The organism is Marinospirillum celere (assembly GCF_900112235.1).
Lineage (GTDB): Bacteria > Pseudomonadota > Gammaproteobacteria > Pseudomonadales > Halomonadaceae > Marinospirillum > Marinospirillum celere.
Map to the genome: position 1 here is coordinate 224,920 of NZ_FOLH01000005.1, position 19,708 is coordinate 244,627.

The window sequence follows — 19,708 nt, forward strand, 5'->3', positions numbered from 1 at the left end:
AAAGTTACGAGCAAGTAACCTGCTTGCCAGGACGTGTGAATACTTCCCTGTAAACTCTGTCTGCAACTTCCTGTTGCAGACAGCCTGTCAAGCAGTCACTTGCTCCTTCACGGAGCTTCAACTGCCCCGCAACAGGCTCTTTCTATAAAAGACCGGCTTACTCCAGTACCAATATGATCAGCTCTGCTGGCCCATGTACCCCATAAGCCAGGGTCTGTTCGATGTCGGCTGTTTTCGAAGGGCCAGATATCAGCAAGGCATTGGTTGGCATGCCCTGACTGGCCCACCCCTGTTCACTCATCGCCTGGTAGAAGGTGCTGTAAATTTGATCCGCTTCCAGCAGCACAAAATGCACAGGGGGAACCAGGCTCATCAAACGAGGCTCATCTTCATCAGGCCAAAGAATCAGGGTTCCAGTCTCGGCAATTGCACCTCGACTGGTGGTCAGGGAAGCATCCACCTGATTAAATAATTCGGATTTCCAGTCTTCAATAGGACGCTGGTAACTCAGTAGCTGGGGTAGCTCTTCATGCCACTGCTCTCTTAACTCCAAGGCCGGTTTTTTGCGGTCACTCACCAAGAGGTTGCTGATTTTTTTCTCGGCCAGTAAACGAATCAGTTCTGCTACCCAGCGGTCTGCCGCTACTCGGTGTACTTCACCCTGTACCGATTCGATTTTCTGCTGGAAGAGGTCCAGCTTTTCGGCAGCATTCCAGTTTCTGTCTCTGACCAGAGAAAAATCACTGACCGGAACACCAAAGCTTTCTTTACGGCCTTCACGCAGACGCTTAAGAATATTGCTACGAGCCTGGTTCATGCCTGGCCTCCTTTATTAGCTGCTACTGCCAGTTTTTGACGCTCACGCAGCTGCTGCTGAAGGGTTTTGGCTGCTGGTTTGGGGGCACTACGATAGCGTGTCCAGCCTCCTAGTTTGCTGGGCAGTAAAGAACGCACGCGGGACAAAACACTTGTCGCCAAACGATACAAGCCAGGACGCGCATGAATAAGACTCCAGCCTTTCCAGGCCAGGACTTCTAGTTTACGCCGTTTAATACCATGGCCTTGCACAACCGAAGGCCGCAAAGAATCGCCATCAACCGCTTCTTTACGCAGACGCTGCAACAGCTTGGGTATGGGAATTTTTACCGGGCAAACCTCGCCACAGGCACCGCAGAGAGTTGACGCAGAAGGCAGATCTTGGGTTTTTTCCAGGCCCAGCAAATGAGGCATTAGAATCTTGCCAATCGGGCCAGGATAGGTCGTGCCATAGGCATGGCCACCCACACGGGTATACACTGGGCAGTGATTCATACAGGCACCACAGCGGATACAACGTAGAGTATCCAGCAACTCCTCATCCTGATAAATGCTAGAGCGTCCTGAGTCCACGAGCACCAGATGCACTTCTTCCGGGCCATCCTTCTCACCTGCTTTACGCGGTGAAGAAATCATATTGAAGTAGGTCGTAATATGCTGACCGGTTGCTGAGCGGGTCAGCAAAGACAACAGAGGTGTTACGTCCTCAAGTTTTTCAACAACCTTTTCGATACCTGTCACGGCAATGTGGCAGGCAGGGGCGGTTGTTGTGAGGCGGCCATTGCCTTCATTTTCAACCAGGCAAAGCGTACCTGTTTCAGCCACCGCAAAGTTAACCCCTGAAACACCGACATCAGCCTGCATGAATTTTTCACGCAGCTGCTGACGCGCACTGGCCGTCAGGTAGTCAACATCCTTGGAGCGCTGAGTACCGGTTTTCTCATGCATCAACTCAGAGATTTCATCGGTATTCTTGTGAATCGCTGGCATGATGATATGTGAAGGCGTTTCCTTGGCCAGCTGTACGATATATTCACCCAGGTCTGATTCCAGGGCTTCTATCCCGGCTTCTTCCAGATGATGATTGAGCTCCATCTCCTCAGATACCATGGATTTGCCCTTAATAATCTTTTTGGCATCTCGGGCTTTGCAGATTTTGGTGATAATTTCACAAGCCTGGTCACCGGTTTCAGCCCAGTGCACTTGAATACCCTGTTTTTGCAGATTGCTTTCCAGCTGTTCCAAAAGCTCTGGCAAACGCGAAAGCGCACGCAGGCGTACCGCAGCGCCCAAATCACGCAAGCCTTCCAAATCCATACCATCAAACGCAGCCAGGCGCTTGCCCATTAAACCATCCATTGCACGACGGAAATTAGTGCGAATCTGGGTGTTTTCCAGCGCGGCATGAACACGCGGATGGAATTCTTGAACCGCTTCCTGAGCAGATGTCATGAGCGACCTCCTGCATTTTCAGGTGTCTTACCTTCGGTTTGGAGGCGTTCCCACAGAAAGCTCAAAATATGCTGGCCTTTCATGGGCATTTTCTGCTTATCAGCATAGCCAGCAATATTCATCAGGCAGCCACAATCAGTGGTTACAAAGTGTTCGGCACCAGCAGCCTGCAAGGCTTCAGCCTTGTCCTGAACCATCGCTCCGGAAATTTCTTCATGGCGAACCGCAAAGGTGCCACCAAAACCACAGCACTCGGCCGAGCGCGCCTGCTCAACCAACTCAACCTGGCCGAGTTGGCTAAGCAGCTTGGGACCTACTTCGGCAATTCCCATTTCCCGGCGTGCAGAACAGGAGGTGTGCATGGCCACCTTAATGGGTTCACCCTGATCCTGAAGTTGAATTTTGCAAACCTGAAGCAGGAAATCGGTAAGCTCCCAGGTTCTTTTCGCTAAAGCCTGTGCCTGGCTCTGCTGTGGAGTGCCTGCAAAAAGTTCTGGGTAGTGCTTGCGCATCATTCCTGCACAAGAACCTGAAGGCACAACGACCGGGTAGTCTTCAGGAAAAAGACTCAACTGCGGCAGGATCACTTCACGCGCTTGATCATTAAAGCCGGAAGAATAGGCCGGCTGACCACAGCAGGTTTGATTTTTGGGGAACACCACTTCTATGCCTTCACGCTCCAATAACTGGATACCCGCCATCCCTGCATCTGGGTAAAAAATATCCACTAGGCAAGTGGCATAGAAATAAACCTTTTTTGGTTTATCTGGATAGACTTTGATTGCATCACTCATCAGCGGGTACCTGGCTTGCTCTTATCAATTTTGTTTAGTTGGTCATACCAATTTACAAGCTTCAATGCGCTCATCCTAGGCAGCCTTGTTGCGCCTGTCAAACGGCATAACCAGCATTTCATACTTTTGTCTAATTCCCGTCACTGCTGGGCTGCACTGCAGCAACCCACCTTTAGAGAGGCTAAGTTATTGCCAGAAAACAACTAATCACCTTAGTAGACTTTTAAAGGTCTGACCCTTGACCAGCTGACTCTTAAGCCCTTTAGGCGCAGATTTTTGCGGGTCAAAAAGCCATCCAAAATCTCCTAGCTTGCTTCCTGCTTCAGGATAGGCCAATCTTTTCATAGGCGTGAAAAATTGTTATATTATTGGTCTTACCAATTACTGAAGCTGTCAGCAGGAAGCCAGAATGAGTTATACCCGCGTTGAAACCCGCCGCATTTCTGACGTCATCATGCAACAACTGGAAAGCATGATTGTTGAAGGCAGCTTCAAGCCCGGCCAGAAGCTTCCTCCAGAAAGAGAACTTTCCAGTCAGTTTGGCGTGTCTCGCCCCTCATTGCGTGAGGCGATCCAAAAGCTAGCAGCTCGCGGCCTGCTAACCAGCAGACAGGGCGGCGGCACCTTTGTCAGTGAACAGGTGGGTACGGCTTTCAGCGACCCTTTGATGCAACTCTTGGGCAGCCATTCAGAATTTCACTATGACCTGCTGGAATTTCGCCATGCCCTGGAAGGCCTCTCTGCCTACTATGCTGCGTTAAGATCAACACCTGCAGACAAGGAGTTACTGCAAAAACGTTTTGAGGAACTCACCGCAACCTATGCTGCAATGGACCCCGTTCTGGAAGCCGAGGCAGATGCTGCTTTTCATCTGGCTATTGCTGAAGCAGCGCATAATGTCGTGCTTTTACATTCGATGCGCGGCCTCTTCAATCTTCTTGAAAAGAGCATCGTCGATAACCTCTCTAGCCTCTTTGAACGCAAGGATTCCCGTCACCTGCTTTACCAGCAGCACAAAGAGCTACTGGATGCCATTTTGGAGGGAGATCCAGAGCGCGCCCAAACCAAATCCCATGAACACCTAGTTTATGTCGAAGATGGCCTGCTAGAGCTCTCCAAACAAGAAACCCGTATCCAGCGTGCGCTTCGCCGCGTTCAGGTTGCGGTCTAGTCCTGCCAGGATGACTGGCGATGACTCCAAAAAAAAGTTACTGCAGTGGAAATGGCTGCATCTGACGCTAATCCTGTTTTTGGCACTACTATTGCTCTGGCAAACGGCTCAATTAACCTGGCGAACCGAAGTTCAACGCCTGGAAGAACAGGCCCACAATGAGCTCTTGCTTCACGTTACAGCCCTTCAAGGAAAACTTGAAAAATACGAGTATCTACCCGAGCTTCTGACCACCAAAGAAGATCTGAGTGTTTTTCTAAGACCAGACGTCACAGCTGACGAGCTTCAGCAACTCAACCTGACTTTGGATAGCTACCGGGTCATTGCTGATGTTTCAGATATCTATCTGATGGACCAGGACGGCTATACGGTTGCTGCTAGCAACTGGTGGCGTCCCGATAGCTTTGTCGGTCAAAACTTTTCTTTCCGCCCCTATTTTCAAATGGCAATGCAGGGCAAGCAGGGCCGCTTTTATGGCCTGGGCACTACCTCAGGAGCCCGCGGCTACTACTTTTCCTTTCCTGTCTATTTTGATGATGAAGTGCAAGGTGCTCTGGTCGTTAAAATTGAAATTCATGCCATAGAAGACCCCTGGCGGGATCCCGCAGGTGAGTTACTGGTCACTGACCCTGATGGTGTTATTTTCATTAGCTCACGCCCTGAATGGCGACTGTTAACCAAAGAACGCCTGTCTCGTGCTGAATTGCAGCGCATTAGCGATTCCTTACGCTATGCTGGCCGTATTCTCAGGCCCTTACCTATTTTAGAAAACGAAAGAGTTAGCGATCAGGCAGACCAGCTCAAGATTCGTATGACTGATGACCTACCTCAAGATTACCTACTACTCAGCCAAACCATGCCTGATGCTGGCTGGGAAGTGCATATGATGAAAAAGCTCGACCCAGTGCGCAAACAAACCCTGCAAAGCACTCTGCTTGCAGGCTTCACTCTGACGCTCTTGGCTTTTAGTGCCTTCTATCTGCTGCAAAGACGTCGCGTGGTCCGTGAACGCCAAACCTGGAAAGAAGAGGCTCACCAAGCCTTGCAAGCGGCCCATGATGAACTGGAAAGCCGGGTTGCCGCGCGCACAGCTGATTTATCGGCCAGTAACCGGCGTCTGCTGGAAGAAATTCACCAGCACCAACGTACTGAAGCCACGCTAAGATCAACCCAAAAAGAGCTGATTCAAACAGCCAAGCTCGCCGTACTCGGTCAGCTTTCAGCCAGTATCAATCATGAGCTCAACCAGCCCCTGGCTGCTTTGCGCAGCTACGCAGAAAATGCACGCACCTTTATTGCCCGTAACCGCCTGGAAACAGCAGATTCCAATCTGGAGCAGATACTCGAACTCACTGAAAGAATGGCTGAAATTAGTGCCCAGCTAAAAATGTTTTCACGCAAAAGCGGTGATCAACTGGTTTCAGTATCCGTCCAGGCTGCCTGCGATTATGCCCTGCGTCTTTATCAAAACCAGTTGGAACATCTGGGCGTGAAAGTGGAAATGGACTTCCCCGAACAGGAAGTCTTTGTACTGGCTGACATGGTACGCCTTGAACAAGTGCTGGTTAACCTGCTATCCAATGCACTGCATGCTATAAAGAATAGAGAGGAACGCAAAATCCGCTTTAGTGCCGACTACCAAAAAGCCTATGGTCAGGATTGGGTCCGCATTCAGGTTTGGGATACAGGACCCGGCATAGAGCCCCAACAATTGGAAGAAATTTTTGATCCTTTTGTAACCAGCAAAGAGCCAGGACAGGGCCTGGGGTTGGGACTTTCCATTTCCAGCCGCATTGCTCAGGATTTGAATGGTAAACTGGTTGCTGGTAACCATTTACATTTTCGTGAGCTACTCCAACCTGAAGAAGCGACTATCTTTACCGGTGCCGTTTTCAGTCTTTGGTTACCGGCCAATTTTCCTGAATCGCCTAACTCCATAACGAGTGCTGCCCATGACTGAACAAGCTCTTCCAGTAATTATCATCGATGATGAAAAGCATCTTCGTATCAGCCTGGGCCAAACACTAGAGCTTGCCGGTTATCAGGTACTTAGTTTTGACAAGGCCACCCATGCCCTCAGTGCTCTTAGCCCTGACTGGCCGGGTGTCGTTATCTCAGACATACGCATGCCTGGCATGGACGGCATGCAATTCTTACAGGAAGCGCGCAACCTTGATGCAGACCTGCCGATTATTTTAATCACAGGGCATGGCGATATTTCAACCGCCGTTAATGCAATGCGCCAGGGTGCTTATGACTTTCTGGAAAAGCCCTTTCGCAATGAAATCCTCTTGGATGTCGTTGCCCGGGCCCTGGACAAACGCCGCCTAACCCTGGAAAACCGCAGCCTGCGTGAAGAGCTGGCCCGCCACGCCGCACCAGGCCCACGAGTACTCGGCCGAACGCCGGTTATTCAAAAAATGATAGCCCTAGCCAACCAATTGGCCCGTGTAGAAACAGACCTGCTCATCTGGGGTGAAACAGGGACCGGCAAGGATTTAATGGCCCGCTATATCCACGAACAAAGTAAGCGTGCCGGCAAGAATTTTGTTGCCATCAACTGCGGGGCTGTGCCTGAAAGCATTATTGAGTCTGAACTGTTTGGCCATGAACCCGGCGCCTTTACCGGAGCCAATAAAAGACGCATCGGCAAGTTTGAACATGCCAGTGGTGGCACCCTGTTTCTTGATGAAATCGAGTCCATGCCCTTAAGCCTACAGGTTAAACTCCTCAGAGTACTCCAAGAGCGCCAGTTGGAGCGCTTGGGTTCCAACAACCCAATCAGCCTGGATATTCGTGTCATTGCAGCCACCAAAACCGACCTTAAAGCGGCCTCCGCTGAAGGCAGTTTTCGGGAAGACCTTTACTACCGACTTAATGTAGTCACTCTCAATTTACCCCCCTTACGTGACCGCCGGGAAGACCTGCCACTACTCTTTCAACACTTTGCCATAGTGGCTGCAACTCGCTCAGGGCTTGAAGCGCCCACACCCACACCTGCCCAGGCTTCGTTACTGATGAGTCATGACTGGCCCGGCAATGTCCGTGAACTGCGCAACCTGGCTGAACGCTATGTCCTCTTAGGTGCAACCTGTGATTATGACCTGGAACAACTGATGTTTGGCAACAGCAACAGCCAACCCCTGACCCTGCCCGAACAGGTGGAAATGTTTGAAAAAAGCCTGATCGAACAAGCCCTGGGTAGAAACAAGGGCTCGATCAAGGACACCCTGGAAGACTTAAACCTGCCTCGTAAAACCCTCTATGACAAACTCAAGAAATATGGGCTATCGCGTGAGGATTTCCTGGCAGAGGATTAGAAAAAGCATCGATCGTTAATCGATTAAAGTAATTTCAACAACTGTTTTTAGCTAATAAAGCTACCGTTTTTAAGACTCAGAAGAGGTCAGGGCTGTAAAACCAGCTCTGGTTAACTGCTGAAGGTCCAGGGGGTTCAGTTGAATTTCCAGGCCACGCTTGCCTGCACTCACATGTACTTTGCCCAGCTTCTGGGCCGTTAAATGGATAAAGGTCGGCAGGCTTTTTTTCTGACCCAGGGGGCTAACACCACCGAGGACATAGCCGGTGGTGCGCTCTACTTCAGCAGGGTCTGCCATAGCCGCTTTTTTACCCCCGGCAGCCTTGGCAAGTTTTTTCAGGCTAAGTTGTTGGTCAACCGGCAAAATGGCAACAACCAACTGCTTTCCATCCACAGAAGCAACCAGCGTTTTGAAGACTTCTTGTGGTGAAAGGCCAAGTTTTTCAGCGGCTTCCAAACCATAAGAGGCCGCAGAAGGGTCCGAGGAGTAGTTTAAAACCTGGTGGGCTATGTTCTTTTTTTGCAAAAGCTTGATTGCAGGAGTCATCAAATTGACCTGTTTAATCGATTACAGCCAAAGCCTTGTACTCATCCAAAGCAAACTGGTCCGTCATGCCACTGATCATGTCCTGTAGCAAGCGACAACGGCAATAGGCTTCCCAGATATCTTCAGGAAGGTGACCCGCTCCCAGCTCTTCGGCTGAAGCTCTTAATTGCTGATAGGCCTTTAGGTGTTTACGGGGCAGGCGTTGAAAAAGCCGACTTTCGATCAGATACTGATTCCAGCCTTCGCCTTTTTCCAACTGCTGAAAAGCAGCCAAGGGAAGCTTCAGTAAGGGCTGATAAAAATCCAGAAGGCCGGTCAGAATTCGATAGCCTTGTAGCATGAGAGTCGACACCTCATCCACATTGAAGACATACTTTACACCCACCTGCTTGAGAGTCTGCACCACTGCATGGCAGGGCGAAGCATCTTCCAGCAGGGCTCGATTCAATTCGCCGGTTTCCATTACAGGCAGGTGCTCGACAAAGCTTTGCGCAGCATGCTGAACCAGAGGATGAATGAGACCCACCCGCAGCCAAACAAAGAACTCGTGCTCTTTGTTGATGGATTCAACACGGGCTTTGTTCAGAGCGCTCGCGACCAAGTCACCAAAACTTTTGCCATTAAAGTGAAGTCCCTGGGGGTCCAGTTCCAACATTTGGCATTGCAGGGCAAACTCTTCTTCAAGATAACCAGCCAGTTGTGGATAACTTAAAATGCCCTTATCCACACTATCTTCTATATCTGCCAAACAGTAGGCAATATCATCAGCCGCCTCCATCAGGTAGGTCAGGGCAAAGCGCCGACCCGGCTGCAATTGCAGTGCCTGATATAGGGATTCGATAAAGCGGCTCTCAGAGAAGTAGTAGCCTGGCTTTTTTTGCAGGTAATGCAGTGGCTGTTCAGAACCCGGTCGGGGCTGGGTCGCACAGCGGGTGTATTTCAAGACACAGGCCGCTTGTAGATAGGTCAGATTCAGTTTTTGGAGGTGCACGATCAAGCGCAGGGCCTGGGCATTGCCTTCAAAGTTTTCCAACTCTCTAAGCAACTGACTACGCTGGCTTTCTTGGTCGAGGCTATCCAAGGGGCGCTGAAAGGGTTCCAGTTCTGCCAGATGCTCTGCAAACCAACGAGACAAGGCCGCTTCACCAAAGTGACCAAAAGGAGGGTTGCCTATGTCATGGAGCAGACAGGCCATTTCCACCAGGCTTTCTGCTGACCTTTCCAGCTCAAGCAGTTGTGGAGCAGCGTTTTGATCTCTGAGCCGTTTGAAGACACTGCGGGTAATAAAGCGCCCGGTTTGCTGAACTTCCAGTGAATGAGTCAGACGACTGCGAACCGCCGCATTGCGCTCCAGAGGGAAGACTTGGGTTTTCTGTTGCAGGCGGCGCACAGCAGCCGAGTTGATAATACGTCCCCGATCACTTTCCAGCTGCACTTCCAAGGCCTCCACTCCCAGCTGTTTTAGGTGAAGCTGTTCAGCGGGTTCACGATGATAAGGGCGCAGGGCCGTGAATTGATCGATCAGGGACATAAGTTAGCCCTCCGTCAGCTGGTGTCTTAACCTTTGTAAAACAGGTTGCGTGGCTGGACGTACTTCCCGCCAAAGGAAAAAGGCTTCAGCGGCCTGCTCAACCAGCATTCCCAAACCATCAGCAACCTGCTCAGCACCTTCTTGCTGGGCCCAGCGCATAAAAGAGGTAGGCTCGGCAGCATACATCATGTCATAAGCCAAAGCCCCAGGTGCAAAAATCCCTTGGGGTAAGGGTGGCAGGTCACCAGAGAGGCTGGCCGAAGTTGCATTAATCACCAAGTCATATTGGCTGCCTTCCAGCGAGCGCCAGTTGCCTGCAGAAAGTTCGGAGTCTTGCTGTAGGCCATGGAAGATTTTAATGAGTTGCTGGGCTTTTTCAGGAGTACGGTTGGCAATTTTCAGGCGACCCACCCCTGCTTTGATGAGGGGCTCAACAACACCACGAGCGGCACCTCCGGCACCCACCAACAGAACTCGCTTACCCTGCAAACTCAACCCCAAGTTATTTGTCAGGTCTCGAACCAGGCCAACACCATCAGTATTGTCGCCATAGATCATGCCTTGTTTGCCTTTTTGCAGGGTATTAACCGCGCCAGCCCGCCGGGCCCGAGGGGAAAGCTGATCAGCAAATACCAGCGCATCTAGCTTGAAAGGAACAGTGACATTGGCACCCAACCCACCCTCTGCAAAAAAGCGTTCGGCACTGCTCTGAAAATCATCCTCAGGCGCCAAGATGGGGAGATAACTGAGGTCTTGCTGAGTTTGCTCAGCAAACCAGCCATGAATCTGCGGTGACTTACTATGGTTAATGGGGTTGCCAAATACCGCGTATTGATCCGTCACATCAGACTCCTGAAGTTAATAGTTGTTGAGTCGCTTCATCGGCCAAAGCCAAGCTGGCGGTTAAGCCCGGAGACTCGATACCAAAAAGATGCAGCACTCCCGGACAAGCATGCTGAGCGGCTGTCAGCAGCTGGAAATCTTTTGCTTCACTACCTGGCGGTCCCAGCTTGGGTCGAATGCCCGAGTAATCCGGTTGCAAGGCGTCTGCCGGCAAGCCAGGCCAATAGTAACGAATAGCCTCTACGAAACTTGTCTGGCGCTGGGGATCAACCGAAAAATCCAGCCCAGCTGCCTTTTGAGCCTCCAGCCATTCTACATCAGGTCCGAAGCGAGCACGTCCCTGTAGGTCCAGGGTCAGGTGAATACCCAAACCCGCAGCTTCGGGCAGGGGATAAATAAGATGCTTGAAGGGATTTTTACCGCTTAAAGAAAAGTAATTGCCCTTGGCGAAATAGGGCCGGGGAATCCAGGGCTGATCACCCTGCAGGCATCTGGCCAATTCGGGGGCCTGCAGGCCTGCAGCATTAACCACCAGGTTGGCCGCTATTGAAAAACCATCCAATTCCAAAACCTTGGATTCTGCTGTCAAGCGGCCACCAGTCACAGCATTGGCTGTTACCAATTGACCACCAGCAGCTTCCAGATCAGTCAAGAGCGCCAGCATTAAGCCATGGCTATCAAGGATTCCTGTTGAAGGCGACAAAAGCGCGGCTTCAGCCTGCAGCTCTGGCTCAATTTCAGCCAGCTCTTGTTTACTGCGCCATTCCAGCGGGACGCAGCCATTGACCTGAGCCTTGATTTGCAAAGCCTTGAGTTGATCCAGCTGCTCCCTGGCCGTAGCCACCAGCAATTTGCCACACTGCTGATAAGCAATGCCTTTTTCGTCACAGTAAGCATAGAGGAGGCGGTTGCCTTTTACACAGGTGCGTGCCTTGAGACTGCCCTGGGGGTAATAGAGGCCTGCATGAATGACTTCGGAATTGCGGGCACTGGTTTCTTCGCCAAAGCGCGGATTCTTTTCCAGTACCAGGACTTCCCGCCCGGCCAGTGCCAAAGCTCTGGCAATAGCCAGGCCAACAACACCTGCACCTATGACCACAGCATCCAGCTTATCCATGATCCGGCTCAGTTGTTGGCTTCAGCCAACCAGTCTCGAGGCTTCAGAAAGTCAGTGTAGAGTTTTTCTTCTTTCGAACCTGGCTCAGGCTTCCAGTCATAACCCCAGCGCACCTGAGGTGGCAAAGACATTAAAATGGATTCCGTGCGTCCGCCACTTTGCAGACCAAAGAGAGTGCCTCTATCCCAAACCAGGTTAAACTCAACATAACGACCACGACGAAAAGCTTGGAACTCCCTTTCACGCTCGCCATAAGGCAGGTCACGGCGTTTTTCGATAAGGGGTTGATAAGCCTCAAGATAGCTATCGCCGACAGCCTGCATAAACGCAAAACACTGATCAAAGTCCGGCTCATTCAGGTCATCAAAGAAAAGCCCCCCCACACCTCGGGGTTCATCACGATGCTTTAAGTGAAAGTACTCATCACACCATTTTTTATATTGAGGATAAACTTGCGGGCCAAAGGGTTCACAAGCCTTTTTAGCAACCTGATGCCAGTGGACGACATCTTCCAAAAAGGGATAGCAAGGGGTGAGATCATAACCCCCACCAAACCACCAAACCGGGTCTTCACCTGGCTTTTCGGCGACAAAAAAACGCACATTGGCATGCGAAGTGGGCACATAAGGATTGCGCGGGTGAATAACTAGAGAAACACCCATGGCTTGAAAACTGCGTCCTGCCAGCTCTGGACGGGCAGCGGTTGCGGAAGGAGGTAATTGATCGCCAAATACATGAGAGAAGTTGACACCGCCTTTCTCGATCAACTGCCCCTCTTCCAAAACCCGGGTTCTGCCACCCCCACCAGCAGGCCTTTCCCAGCTTTCTTCCAGAAAAGTCTTACCATCCAGGCTTTCTAGTTGATTGCAGATAGTCGTCTGCAAACCCAGCAGGTAGTTTTTAACGGCGCTAATATCAACGTGTGCCACTTGGCCTCCTGTTAAGGCGTTAGGAATTCGAATTCAGGGACGCACTACCTCTCCGGTATCCAGGTCAGCAATCCGCGAAGGGGTTTTAAGCCCTCCCAAAGGCCCATTGAGTACCGCATCCACTTCTTCGCCAAAAGCTTCTATCACTGCTTGATAGCTTTCTAGGGTAGGTTCGCCTGCCAGATTAGCTGAAGTCGATACCAAAGGGCCACCAAAGGCTTCGCAAAGAGCAACCACCCAAGGGTGGTTAGTGACACGCAGAGCCACTTTTCTATGCCGCCCCTTGATTAACTCCGGCGTGTAGCCATTATCATTAACCAGCCAAGTATAAGGGCCCGGCCAACTGGCTTCCAAACGAGCTAGTTTTTCTGGTTCCAGACCGGTCAACCAAGGCTTGAACTGCTCCATGGAGGCGGCAATAAGAATTACACCCTTGGCAGGATCCCGCTGCTTGAGCAACAGCAAGCGTTGAACCGCTCGACTATTGAAAGGATCGCACCCCAACCCCCAGACCGCTTCGGTTGGATAGGCAAGCACCCCTCCCTGGCGTAATACCGCTGCCGCTTCCACAACAGCTTGGGCATCAACAGGTTCTACATTCATTTCTTTATCACTCAGGAAAATAGCTTACCAGAGTTGATTCTGGCTGCCAGCAAGGTGGGGAGATTACTCTTCTAATTTGCACGACTCAAGTACTTCGACACCAGCCGCCTGGCAGTTGTTCTACACAGCCTTCTAATTCTAATTCCTGCAGTAGCTGCATGCACTTGGCTGCCTCCAGCCCCGAGTCTTCCAGTAGCTGATCCAAAGAGATAGGAATATCCGTAATTAAGCAATATATAGATTGCAATCTTTCAGGCAAGTTCGCTTCTGATTTCTCCGCTGTACTCGATTCTAAGCAGGCTCTTAGCGGCTGGCTGAGTTCCTGCAAGACTTCTTCGGGCGAAGTTACCAAGGCGGCACCTTGGCGTATAAGCTGATGGCAACCAGCGCTTTGTTGCCTGCGCACTGATCCAGGTATCGCCATCACTTCCCTACCCTGCTCCATAGCCAAGCGCGCGCTCACCAAGGAACCGGATTTCAACGTTGCTTCAACCACCAGGGTGCCCAAAGACAAGCCGGTAATAATACGATTACGTTTTGGAAACTGACCGGCAAGAGGCGGGCTACCCAAGGGGTACTCTGTCATCAAGGCACCCCCGCGTTCACAGATTTGGGCTGCCAAACCTTCGTGTTCGCGCGGGTAAAGATAGTCCATACCATGCGCCAGCACAGCCAGAGTCTGACCCGTAGCACCTTCAGTTACGGCTTGCAGCGCGCCTTGATGCGCCTGTCCATCAACCCCTCTTGCTAGGCCACTGACCAGATTCATACCCTGCCAGCTCAACCAGTGTGACCATTGGAAGGCAAGGTGCCGACCCTCAGGACTCAAGCGGCGACTGCCAACCACGGCCAGATTAGGCCCTTCCAGCAACTCTGGCGTCCCCTTTAAACACAGCAGCCAAGGAGGATCAGGCAACTCCTGGAGCAGCAGAGGAAGCGATCTAAGCGGAAGCAACCAGTGACCGGGTTGAGTCTGCCACTCTAAATGGGCTTCCAGACGATCCGCGAAAGGCAGTCGCCAAGGATCATGTAAGGCGATTTCAATCAGGTCACGAGTTTTAGCAGTCAAACCAGGCAGGTGACGCGCTGCTTCCAAAAGTGTTTTGGGGTCTTGTCCCCAATGCGCAGTCAGTTTATTGAGTCGCCGCTGACCCAGGCCAGGCAATAACCAGAGCACCAAATCAAGTGGCTGCAAATCCTGTTTGGTAAAGACGGACATGGGCTCCTCCTTGAGCTTGCGCTGTTATTGACGGGAAGCAGGCGCTTTCCTGAAGTTGTCTTCTGGTTTGATGGGTTGGTTTGAATTCATGATCAAGGCGAAGCTGGCTTCATCGAAAACCCGATAAACCATGGCCGTTCCCCTGGGGTTTTCACCCAAAAAAACTCTGGAACCATCAGCTTCGCGTCTCTGCTTGCCCTTTTCAAGAATCTGGAGAAGATCACCCGGCTTGAGTTCACCAGAACCCTGGTTCAGTATCACCGGCTGATAATTACCTATTTGCGTAACACCTTGCTTGAGCGCACGCACAACCAACCCGGTTACTGCGTTTTCTGGTGGTTTGGGATTAAAACCTTCACCAAAAGGCGACTCTTTAAAAGGCATCAAACGATCACCGACACGAACTTCTTCAAAGTTCTCGGTAATCTCCATGCTTATTGTATAACCTTCTTCATCACGTATCAGTCGCGCCGAGCCGACCGCACGAGCCAAGTGCCCCAAGACACGCCGACGGTTGATAGGGTCACGCACCTCTTCAATATCCCGATAAATACCAAAGTGGCGCATATCGGTTTCCAGGTCACCTAGCACTTCGATTCGGTTACCCGTGGACCCCAGGCTACGACCTTCTTCAATTCGGGCAATATAAAGCGAGTCTTCAAACTCACGACGATCAACCAGAATATCCCGATTCAGATAGCTTTCAACCTGACTCATGGGCAGGAAGGGAACAGGCTCCTGAAGGGTTAAAACTCTTAAGCGAGGTTTCAGGCGCAATGACTTTTCGTCACTGAGCAGATAAATAACATCTCCAGGATAAAGGCGATGAGGGTCTTCTATTTGGCTGTTTTCCTGCCAGAGCTGCACCCACATCCAGGGATCATCCAAGTATTGCCCTGCAATTGACCAGAGAGAATCACCTTGTTTAACTTCATAGCGTTCAGGCGCATCAGGCTTTAAACTAATAGCCTGAACGCCAGTCGAAATGACAAGCAGTATCAAGGCAGCTAAAAACTTACGAACAACACCGGTCAGCATAAGGTTACCCTTGCCAAAAACCAAAACTCTCGAGTCTTGGAAATGTCCAAGCCTCCATGCAATTACTTTCGGTTACACTTTGCCTGAAAGCCAGATGCTGGGCAAGAGTAAATCACCACCTTTACATAGAGAAACACAAGCATGAGCCTACTGAATATTCTGGAATACCCGGATCCACGTTTAAGAACCCAAGCCGAGCCTTTGACTGAAGCGGACTTCACTCCTGCTCTGCAAAAACAAATTGATGATATGTTTGAAACCATGTACGCCTGCCCAGGTATTGGCCTGGCTGGAACTCAAGTGGATTTTCATAAGCAGCTGATCATCATTGATGTATCTGAAGGTAAAGATCAGCCCTACGTATTGATCAACCCTGAATACACCCCGATTGACACCAGCGTTGAGCTGATGCAAGAAGGCTGCCTATCGGTACCTGAGTACTATGCTGATGTAGAACGCTACGTCAAAATCAAGGTCAAGTCACTGGATCGACACGGCCAGCCTCAAGAGTTTGAATGCGATGGCCTTCTAGCTCACTGTGTTCAGCATGAGTGTGACCACCTGAAAGGCATCGTCTTTGTTGATTATCTTTCCCGGTTGAAGCAGGAAAGGGTCAAGAAAAAGCTTCAAAAACTTCAACGCCAGAAAGCCTGAGGATTTGCATGCGCCTTGTTTTTGCCGGAACCCCTGATTTCGCAGCCACCAGTCTGCGCGCCCTGCTAGAGGCCGCTCACCCCGAATGGGAAGTGGTTGCCGTTTACACCCAACCAGATCGCCCTGCGGGCCGAGGCCGCAAACTCAAACCCAGTCCTGTCAAACAACTGGCCAGTGAACATCAGCTGCCGGTTTATCAACCCTTGAGCTTAAAAACACCTGAAGCTCAGGCGGAGCTGGCTGCCTTAAAACCTGATCTGATGATCGTCGTCGCCTATGGCCTGCTTTTACCTCAGGCTGTTTTGGATATCCCCCGGCTGGGCTGCGTTAATGTTCATGCCTCTTTGCTACCCCGATGGCGGGGTGCTGCTCCCATTCAGCGTGCCCTTTTGGCTGGCGATGAGGCGACCGGCGTTACTCTAATGCAAATGGACAAGGGCTTGGATACCGGCGCCATGCTCTATAAAACCCTTTGCCCTATTGGCATGGAAGACACCAGCGCCAGCCTGCATGACAAGCTGGCAACTCAAGGTGGTGAGGCCCTAGTCAGCCAGCTGCCCAAACTCTTTAAAGGCCAATTAGAGCCAAGTATTCAGGATGAGACCCAGGCTTGCTATGCCAGTAAACTGAGCAAAGAAGAAGCCCGCCTGGATTGGCAACTGGCTGCTGCGGAGCTGGACCGCCAGGTAAGAGGCTTCAATCCCTGGCCTGTTGCCTGGTTCCTGGGGGAAAACCCTGAAGGTGAAGAAGAAGTCATCCGTGTTTGGGCTGCCCAACCTCTGGACATCGAACACAACGCCCAGCCCGGCACCCTACTGGATATCGAAAAAGACGGCCCGGTCATTGCCTGCGGTGAAGGTTGTCTGAAGCTGACCCGCCTGCAACTCCCCGGTGCCAAACAGCTAAGTGCCACCGATCTGCTCAATGGTCATCCAGAACGCTTTCAGGCTGGCCAGGTCTTTTCCTTACCGGATTCCAATCTATGAATGCCGGCGTACCAGCTCGTTTAGCCAGTGTAGAAGCCCTGGGCCCCGTTCTTAATCAGCAAGCTTCCTTGTCAGTCACCCTACCCAGAGCTCAAAAAGACCTGGCACCTGAGGAAGCTGCTTTGGCCCAGGCACTGGCCTTTGGTGTTTGCCGTTTTTACCCGCGTCTTTTTTTCTATGCTCAGCAACTGCTGCAAAAACCCTTGAAAGGTCAAGATACTGAAGTCTTGGCTCTCTTGCTTGTCGGTCTCTATCAGCTTCAGGAAGAAAGAGTCGCTGATTATGCCGCCATAGATACCTGTGTGGAAGCCAGCAAAGCTTTAAATAAACCCTGGGCCAGTAAGCTTTTAAATGCTTGCCTGAGACGCTTCCAACGTGAAAAAGATGCACTTGTCGAGCTGGCAATGAACAAGGAAAGTCCAGCCACGGCCCACCCACCCTGGCTACTCAAGAAAATCAAGAAAGCCTACCCCAAACACTGGCGGGACCTTTGCGCAGCCAATAACCAACAACCACCCATGACCCTGCGCGTCAATCAGCGCCAAATCAGCCGGGAGGCTTATCTCGCAGCACTTCATCAAGCAGATATTCAAGCCGCGCCTACAGCTCACAGCCCCTGGGGCCTGGTTTTGGAAACACCGGTCAGCCCGCTGCAGCTGCCTGGTTATGCCGAAGGCTGGTTCAGCGTTCAGGACGAAGCGGCCCAACTGGCGCCTTTGCTAATGAATCTGGCTGCAGGACAACGCGTATTGGATGCCTGCTGCGCACCAGGTGGCAAAACCACCCATCTGGCAGAAAGTGCAGACCTGCAGTTATTTGCTTTGGACAGTGAAGAAAAGCGTCTAACCCGTGTACATGACAACCTGCAACGCCTACAACTCAAAGCCGAAGTGAAATGTGCCGATGCCGGAGATACTGCAAGCTGGTGGGATGGTGAGCTTTTTGACCGTATTCTGTTGGATGCGCCCTGCTCAGCAACTGGGGTGATACGCCGCCACCCAGACATCAAACTGCTGCGCCGGGAAACCGATATTGGCGCCCTGGCCGAGCAGCAACAACGGCTACTCAAGGCTCTCTGGCCGCTGTTAAAACCCGGTGGCACCCTAGTCTATGCCACCTGCTCCATCCTGCCGGAAGAAAATGACCACAGTCTGGCTAACTTCACCTACCAGCACCCGGATGCGAAGCTAGAACCCATTGAAGCCGACTGGGGCCAGCCCACGCGTTGGGGACGCCAGCTCTTGCCCCAGAACAACGGACAGGATGGCTTTTACTATGCGGTTCTGGTCAAAGCAAGCGATTAAGAAATGATTTGAGATGAGTCAAAGCAACAAGGCACTAGCGGTCAGGACGTGTGAATACATCCCTGTAAACTCTGGCCACAACCTCCCGTTGTGGACAGCCTGACCTGGCAGCACCTTGTGCTCGCGCAGGCTTGGCATCCAATTGGCACAAGCAGAGTCAACGGTAAGGCTGTGGCCCACCATCCGGGCGTTTTTTGAAGCGCTTATAGGACCACTGGTACTGCAAAGGAGCATATTCAATAATCTGCTCAACACTGGCATTCACGCCTTCAGCTGCAGTCACTTCATCTTCGGAGTAAACCCGCTCATCGGCTGGAAGGATGATGATGTCATAACCCTGACCCTTGGGCAGGCGTTTTGCACAAGCAGTAAAAACCCGAGCGCCGGTTTTCTTGACCAATTTAGGCAGCAGGGTAGCCGTTAAGGCAGGGACGCCATAGAAGGGCGCAAAAACACCGCCCTGGCCTTTTTCAGGCTCCTGATCAGGAAGGATACCTACCACCTCCCCACGTTTCAGGGCCTTTAGCAAAGCCGCCACACCTTTCACATCGGCAGGAACCAAGCGCCCTCCGGTTCTTTCGCGTCCGCTTTTAACGAAGTCATCCACCTCACGCACCCGCGAGGGTGAAAACATTCCCGTCAGCGCAGCCTGGGTCGGAAACCATTGACCGATCATTTCCCATTGGCCGATATGCGGTCCCAGCAGGATCACCGGTTTTTTTTCTGCCACCAGAGCCTCAATAGCGCCCATCCCCTCAACCAGCACCACCTTATTCAACACCTTGTCGGTCGGCTTGAGCCAGAGATAGCCCATTTCCAGCAGGGTGCGGGCATTTTCTATTAAGGCACCGCGGGCCAGCTGATCTCTTTCCCAGGGTGTTTTTTCGGGAAAGCAAAGCTCAACATTGACCTGGCTAACCCGCCTTTCTCGTTCAGAAAAACGCCACACCAGCTTACCTACTGGTATAGCCAACGCCTGAATGGCCCGCAAGGGTAGTCGCGACAACAGCCACCAGCTGCCCTTAATCAGAGCAGCTTTAACCGGATGAGAATACTTCTCTTTTTTCTTTACCACTGAAAGATCTTCCAACTGGGAAGGCGCATACTGCCTCTTTCCTGATCATCCAAAGCACGACCCTCAGGATCAACCAGATAGTAGGGTTGCCCTACCCGGGGCGTAATTTTGATTGCCTCCAGCTTGCCATCCACCCAGAACTCCTCAATAGTTTTGTCTTCTTCTTCACGAATGATAATTTCACTTTCGTCAGGATCGCTGGCCCATAGACTGCTGGCTCCAGCCCAACTCAGGCAAGCAAGCAGCAGCAAGAGCATCATTTTCTTCATCATGCCAGTTCTCCTTTGGTATCCTTGGTAGTAGTCCGTTA

The 19,708-nt window shown here is 51.5% G+C and carries 19 protein-coding genes; 6 read left to right on the forward strand and 13 right to left on the reverse strand.

Annotated features, from left to right (window positions below; genetic code table 11):
- Nucleotides 1-157: 157 nt before the first annotated feature.
- From BM185_RS12750 to BM185_RS12760, 3 genes are read right to left on the reverse strand one after another with little or no spacing between them, the layout of a single operon-like run.
- Nucleotides 158-817: a LutC/YkgG family protein gene (locus BM185_RS12750; RefSeq protein WP_091964488.1), complete on the reverse strand. Its 660-nt coding sequence runs from the start codon at nt 815-817 to the stop codon at nt 158-160.
- The gene (locus BM185_RS12755; RefSeq protein ID WP_091964490.1) at nt 814-2,268 is read right to left on the reverse strand and encodes a LutB/LldF family L-lactate oxidation iron-sulfur protein; all 1,455 of its coding nucleotides are present in this window, start codon (nt 2,266-2,268) and stop codon (nt 814-816) included. Before BM185_RS12755 ends, BM185_RS12750 begins: the two co-directional genes overlap by 4 nt.
- Entirely contained in the window at nt 2,265-3,062 is a 798-nt protein-coding gene (locus BM185_RS12760) for a (Fe-S)-binding protein (RefSeq protein WP_091964493.1), read from the reverse strand. The genes BM185_RS12755 and BM185_RS12760 overlap by 4 nt, the downstream gene beginning before the upstream one ends.
- 409 nt (nt 3,063-3,471) lie before the next feature.
- Here BM185_RS12760 and BM185_RS12765 point away from each other — a divergent pair, with 409 nt between their 5' ends.
- The 3 genes from BM185_RS12765 to BM185_RS12775 are packed head-to-tail and all read left to right on the forward strand — an operon-like array spanning nt 3,472 to nt 7,553.
- Nucleotides 3,472-4,233 carry an FCD domain-containing protein gene (locus tag BM185_RS12765; protein WP_091964496.1) on the forward strand — a complete coding sequence of 254 codons (762 nt, stop codon included), beginning with the start codon at nt 3,472-3,474 and terminating at the stop codon, nt 4,231-4,233.
- Nucleotides 4,234-4,243: 10 nt separating this feature from the next.
- Nucleotides 4,244-6,193 carry a sensor histidine kinase gene (locus BM185_RS12770; protein ID WP_091964499.1) on the forward strand — a complete coding sequence of 650 codons (1,950 nt, stop codon included), beginning with the start codon at nt 4,244-4,246 and terminating at the stop codon, nt 6,191-6,193.
- On the forward strand, nt 6,186-7,553 hold the full coding sequence (locus BM185_RS12775) for a sigma-54-dependent transcriptional regulator (protein WP_091964502.1): 1,368 nt from the start codon (nt 6,186-6,188) through the stop codon (nt 7,551-7,553). The genes BM185_RS12770 and BM185_RS12775 overlap by 8 nt, the downstream gene beginning before the upstream one ends.
- 69 nt (nt 7,554-7,622) lie before the next feature.
- Here BM185_RS12775 and ybaK read toward each other — a convergent pair whose 3' ends face one another.
- From ybaK to BM185_RS12815, 8 genes are all read right to left on the reverse strand, one after another.
- The gene (gene ybaK / locus BM185_RS12780) at nt 7,623-8,099 is read right to left on the reverse strand and encodes a Cys-tRNA(Pro) deacylase (protein WP_091964504.1); all 477 of its coding nucleotides are present in this window, start codon (nt 8,097-8,099) and stop codon (nt 7,623-7,625) included.
- 13 nt (nt 8,100-8,112) lie between these two features.
- Nucleotides 8,113-9,630 (reverse strand): dGTPase, encoded by a 1,518-nt coding sequence (dgt, locus tag BM185_RS12785; RefSeq protein WP_091964507.1) that lies wholly within the window; start codon nt 9,628-9,630, stop codon nt 8,113-8,115.
- 3 nt (nt 9,631-9,633) lie between these two features.
- The gene (gene aroE, locus BM185_RS12790) at nt 9,634-10,473 is read right to left on the reverse strand and encodes a shikimate dehydrogenase (protein WP_091964509.1); all 840 of its coding nucleotides are present in this window, start codon (nt 10,471-10,473) and stop codon (nt 9,634-9,636) included.
- A gap of 1 nt (nt 10,474) precedes the next feature.
- Nucleotides 10,475-11,590, reverse strand: coding sequence for an NAD(P)/FAD-dependent oxidoreductase (locus BM185_RS12795; RefSeq protein ID WP_091964513.1), 1,116 nt, complete (start codon nt 11,588-11,590; stop codon nt 10,475-10,477).
- An 8-nt stretch (nt 11,591-11,598) separates the two neighbouring features.
- Nucleotides 11,599-12,519: an oxygen-dependent coproporphyrinogen oxidase gene (hemF, locus tag BM185_RS12800; protein WP_091964516.1), complete on the reverse strand. Its 921-nt coding sequence runs from the start codon at nt 12,517-12,519 to the stop codon at nt 11,599-11,601.
- Nucleotides 12,520-12,552: 33 nt separating this feature from the next.
- The gene (tsaC, locus tag BM185_RS12805; RefSeq protein WP_091964519.1) at nt 12,553-13,122 is read right to left on the reverse strand and encodes an L-threonylcarbamoyladenylate synthase type 1 TsaC; all 570 of its coding nucleotides are present in this window, start codon (nt 13,120-13,122) and stop codon (nt 12,553-12,555) included.
- An 85-nt stretch (nt 13,123-13,207) separates the two neighbouring features.
- Nucleotides 13,208-14,341: a DNA-processing protein DprA gene (gene dprA / locus BM185_RS12810; RefSeq protein ID WP_091964522.1), complete on the reverse strand. Its 1,134-nt coding sequence runs from the start codon at nt 14,339-14,341 to the stop codon at nt 13,208-13,210.
- Between the two features lie 24 nt (nt 14,342-14,365).
- Entirely contained in the window at nt 14,366-15,379 is a 1,014-nt protein-coding gene (locus BM185_RS12815) for a LysM peptidoglycan-binding domain-containing protein (RefSeq protein WP_091964525.1), read from the reverse strand.
- A gap of 141 nt (nt 15,380-15,520) precedes the next feature.
- On the opposite strand from BM185_RS12815, the gene def reads away from it, so the two are divergent.
- From def to rsmB, 3 genes are read left to right on the forward strand one after another with little or no spacing between them, the layout of a single operon-like run.
- Nucleotides 15,521-16,033: a peptide deformylase gene (def, locus tag BM185_RS12820; protein WP_091964528.1), complete on the forward strand. Its 513-nt coding sequence runs from the start codon at nt 15,521-15,523 to the stop codon at nt 16,031-16,033.
- 8 nt (nt 16,034-16,041) lie between these two features.
- Nucleotides 16,042-17,019, forward strand: a complete 978-nt coding sequence (gene fmt / locus BM185_RS12825) for a methionyl-tRNA formyltransferase (RefSeq protein ID WP_091964530.1) — start codon at nt 16,042-16,044, stop codon at nt 17,017-17,019.
- Nucleotides 17,016-18,323 (forward strand): 16S rRNA (cytosine(967)-C(5))-methyltransferase RsmB, encoded by a 1,308-nt coding sequence (gene rsmB, locus BM185_RS12830; RefSeq protein WP_091964532.1) that lies wholly within the window; start codon nt 17,016-17,018, stop codon nt 18,321-18,323. Before fmt ends, rsmB begins: the two co-directional genes overlap by 4 nt.
- Nucleotides 18,324-18,480: 157 nt before the next feature.
- Here the strand turns inward: rsmB and BM185_RS12835 are convergent, their stop codons facing one another.
- Nucleotides 18,481-19,398: a lysophospholipid acyltransferase family protein gene (locus tag BM185_RS12835; RefSeq protein ID WP_177203561.1), complete on the reverse strand. Its 918-nt coding sequence runs from the start codon at nt 19,396-19,398 to the stop codon at nt 18,481-18,483.
- The gene (locus BM185_RS12840) at nt 19,392-19,670 is read right to left on the reverse strand and encodes a DUF2782 domain-containing protein (protein ID WP_091964535.1); all 279 of its coding nucleotides are present in this window, start codon (nt 19,668-19,670) and stop codon (nt 19,392-19,394) included. Before BM185_RS12840 ends, BM185_RS12835 begins: the two co-directional genes overlap by 7 nt.
- Between the last annotated feature and the right edge of the window lie 38 nt (nt 19,671-19,708).

Excerpts from the sequence above, each read along its gene's own strand:
- BM185_RS12750 (WP_091964488.1), bottom strand. The coding sequence starts at position 817 with ATGAACCAGGCTCGTAGCAATATTCTTAAGCGTCTGCGTGAAGGCCGT.
- BM185_RS12755 (WP_091964490.1), bottom strand. The coding sequence starts at position 2,268 with ATGACATCTGCTCAGGAAGCGGTTCAAGAATTCCATCCGCGTGTTCAT.
- BM185_RS12760 (WP_091964493.1), bottom strand. The coding sequence starts at position 3,062 with ATGAGTGATGCAATCAAAGTCTATCCAGATAAACCAAAAAAGGTTTAT.
- BM185_RS12765 (WP_091964496.1), top strand. The coding sequence starts at position 3,472 with ATGAGTTATACCCGCGTTGAAACCCGCCGCATTTCTGACGTCATCATG.
- BM185_RS12770 (WP_091964499.1), top strand. The coding sequence starts at position 4,244 with ATGACTGGCGATGACTCCAAAAAAAAGTTACTGCAGTGGAAATGGCTG.
- BM185_RS12775 (WP_091964502.1), top strand. The coding sequence starts at position 6,186 with ATGACTGAACAAGCTCTTCCAGTAATTATCATCGATGATGAAAAGCAT.
- ybaK (WP_091964504.1), bottom strand. The coding sequence starts at position 8,099 with ATGACTCCTGCAATCAAGCTTTTGCAAAAAAAGAACATAGCCCACCAG.
- dgt (WP_091964507.1), bottom strand. The coding sequence starts at position 9,630 with ATGTCCCTGATCGATCAATTCACGGCCCTGCGCCCTTATCATCGTGAA.
- BM185_RS12795 (WP_091964513.1), bottom strand. The coding sequence starts at position 11,590 with ATGGATAAGCTGGATGCTGTGGTCATAGGTGCAGGTGTTGTTGGCCTG.
- tsaC (WP_091964519.1), bottom strand. The coding sequence starts at position 13,122 with ATGAATGTAGAACCTGTTGATGCCCAAGCTGTTGTGGAAGCGGCAGCG.
- dprA (WP_091964522.1), bottom strand. The coding sequence starts at position 14,341 with ATGTCCGTCTTTACCAAACAGGATTTGCAGCCACTTGATTTGGTGCTC.
- BM185_RS12815 (WP_091964525.1), bottom strand. The coding sequence starts at position 15,379 with ATGCTGACCGGTGTTGTTCGTAAGTTTTTAGCTGCCTTGATACTGCTT.
- def (WP_091964528.1), top strand. The coding sequence starts at position 15,521 with ATGAGCCTACTGAATATTCTGGAATACCCGGATCCACGTTTAAGAACC.
- fmt (WP_091964530.1), top strand. The coding sequence starts at position 16,042 with ATGCGCCTTGTTTTTGCCGGAACCCCTGATTTCGCAGCCACCAGTCTG.
- rsmB (WP_091964532.1), top strand. The coding sequence starts at position 17,016 with ATGAATGCCGGCGTACCAGCTCGTTTAGCCAGTGTAGAAGCCCTGGGC.
- BM185_RS12840 (WP_091964535.1), bottom strand. The coding sequence starts at position 19,670 with ATGATGAAGAAAATGATGCTCTTGCTGCTGCTTGCTTGCCTGAGTTGG.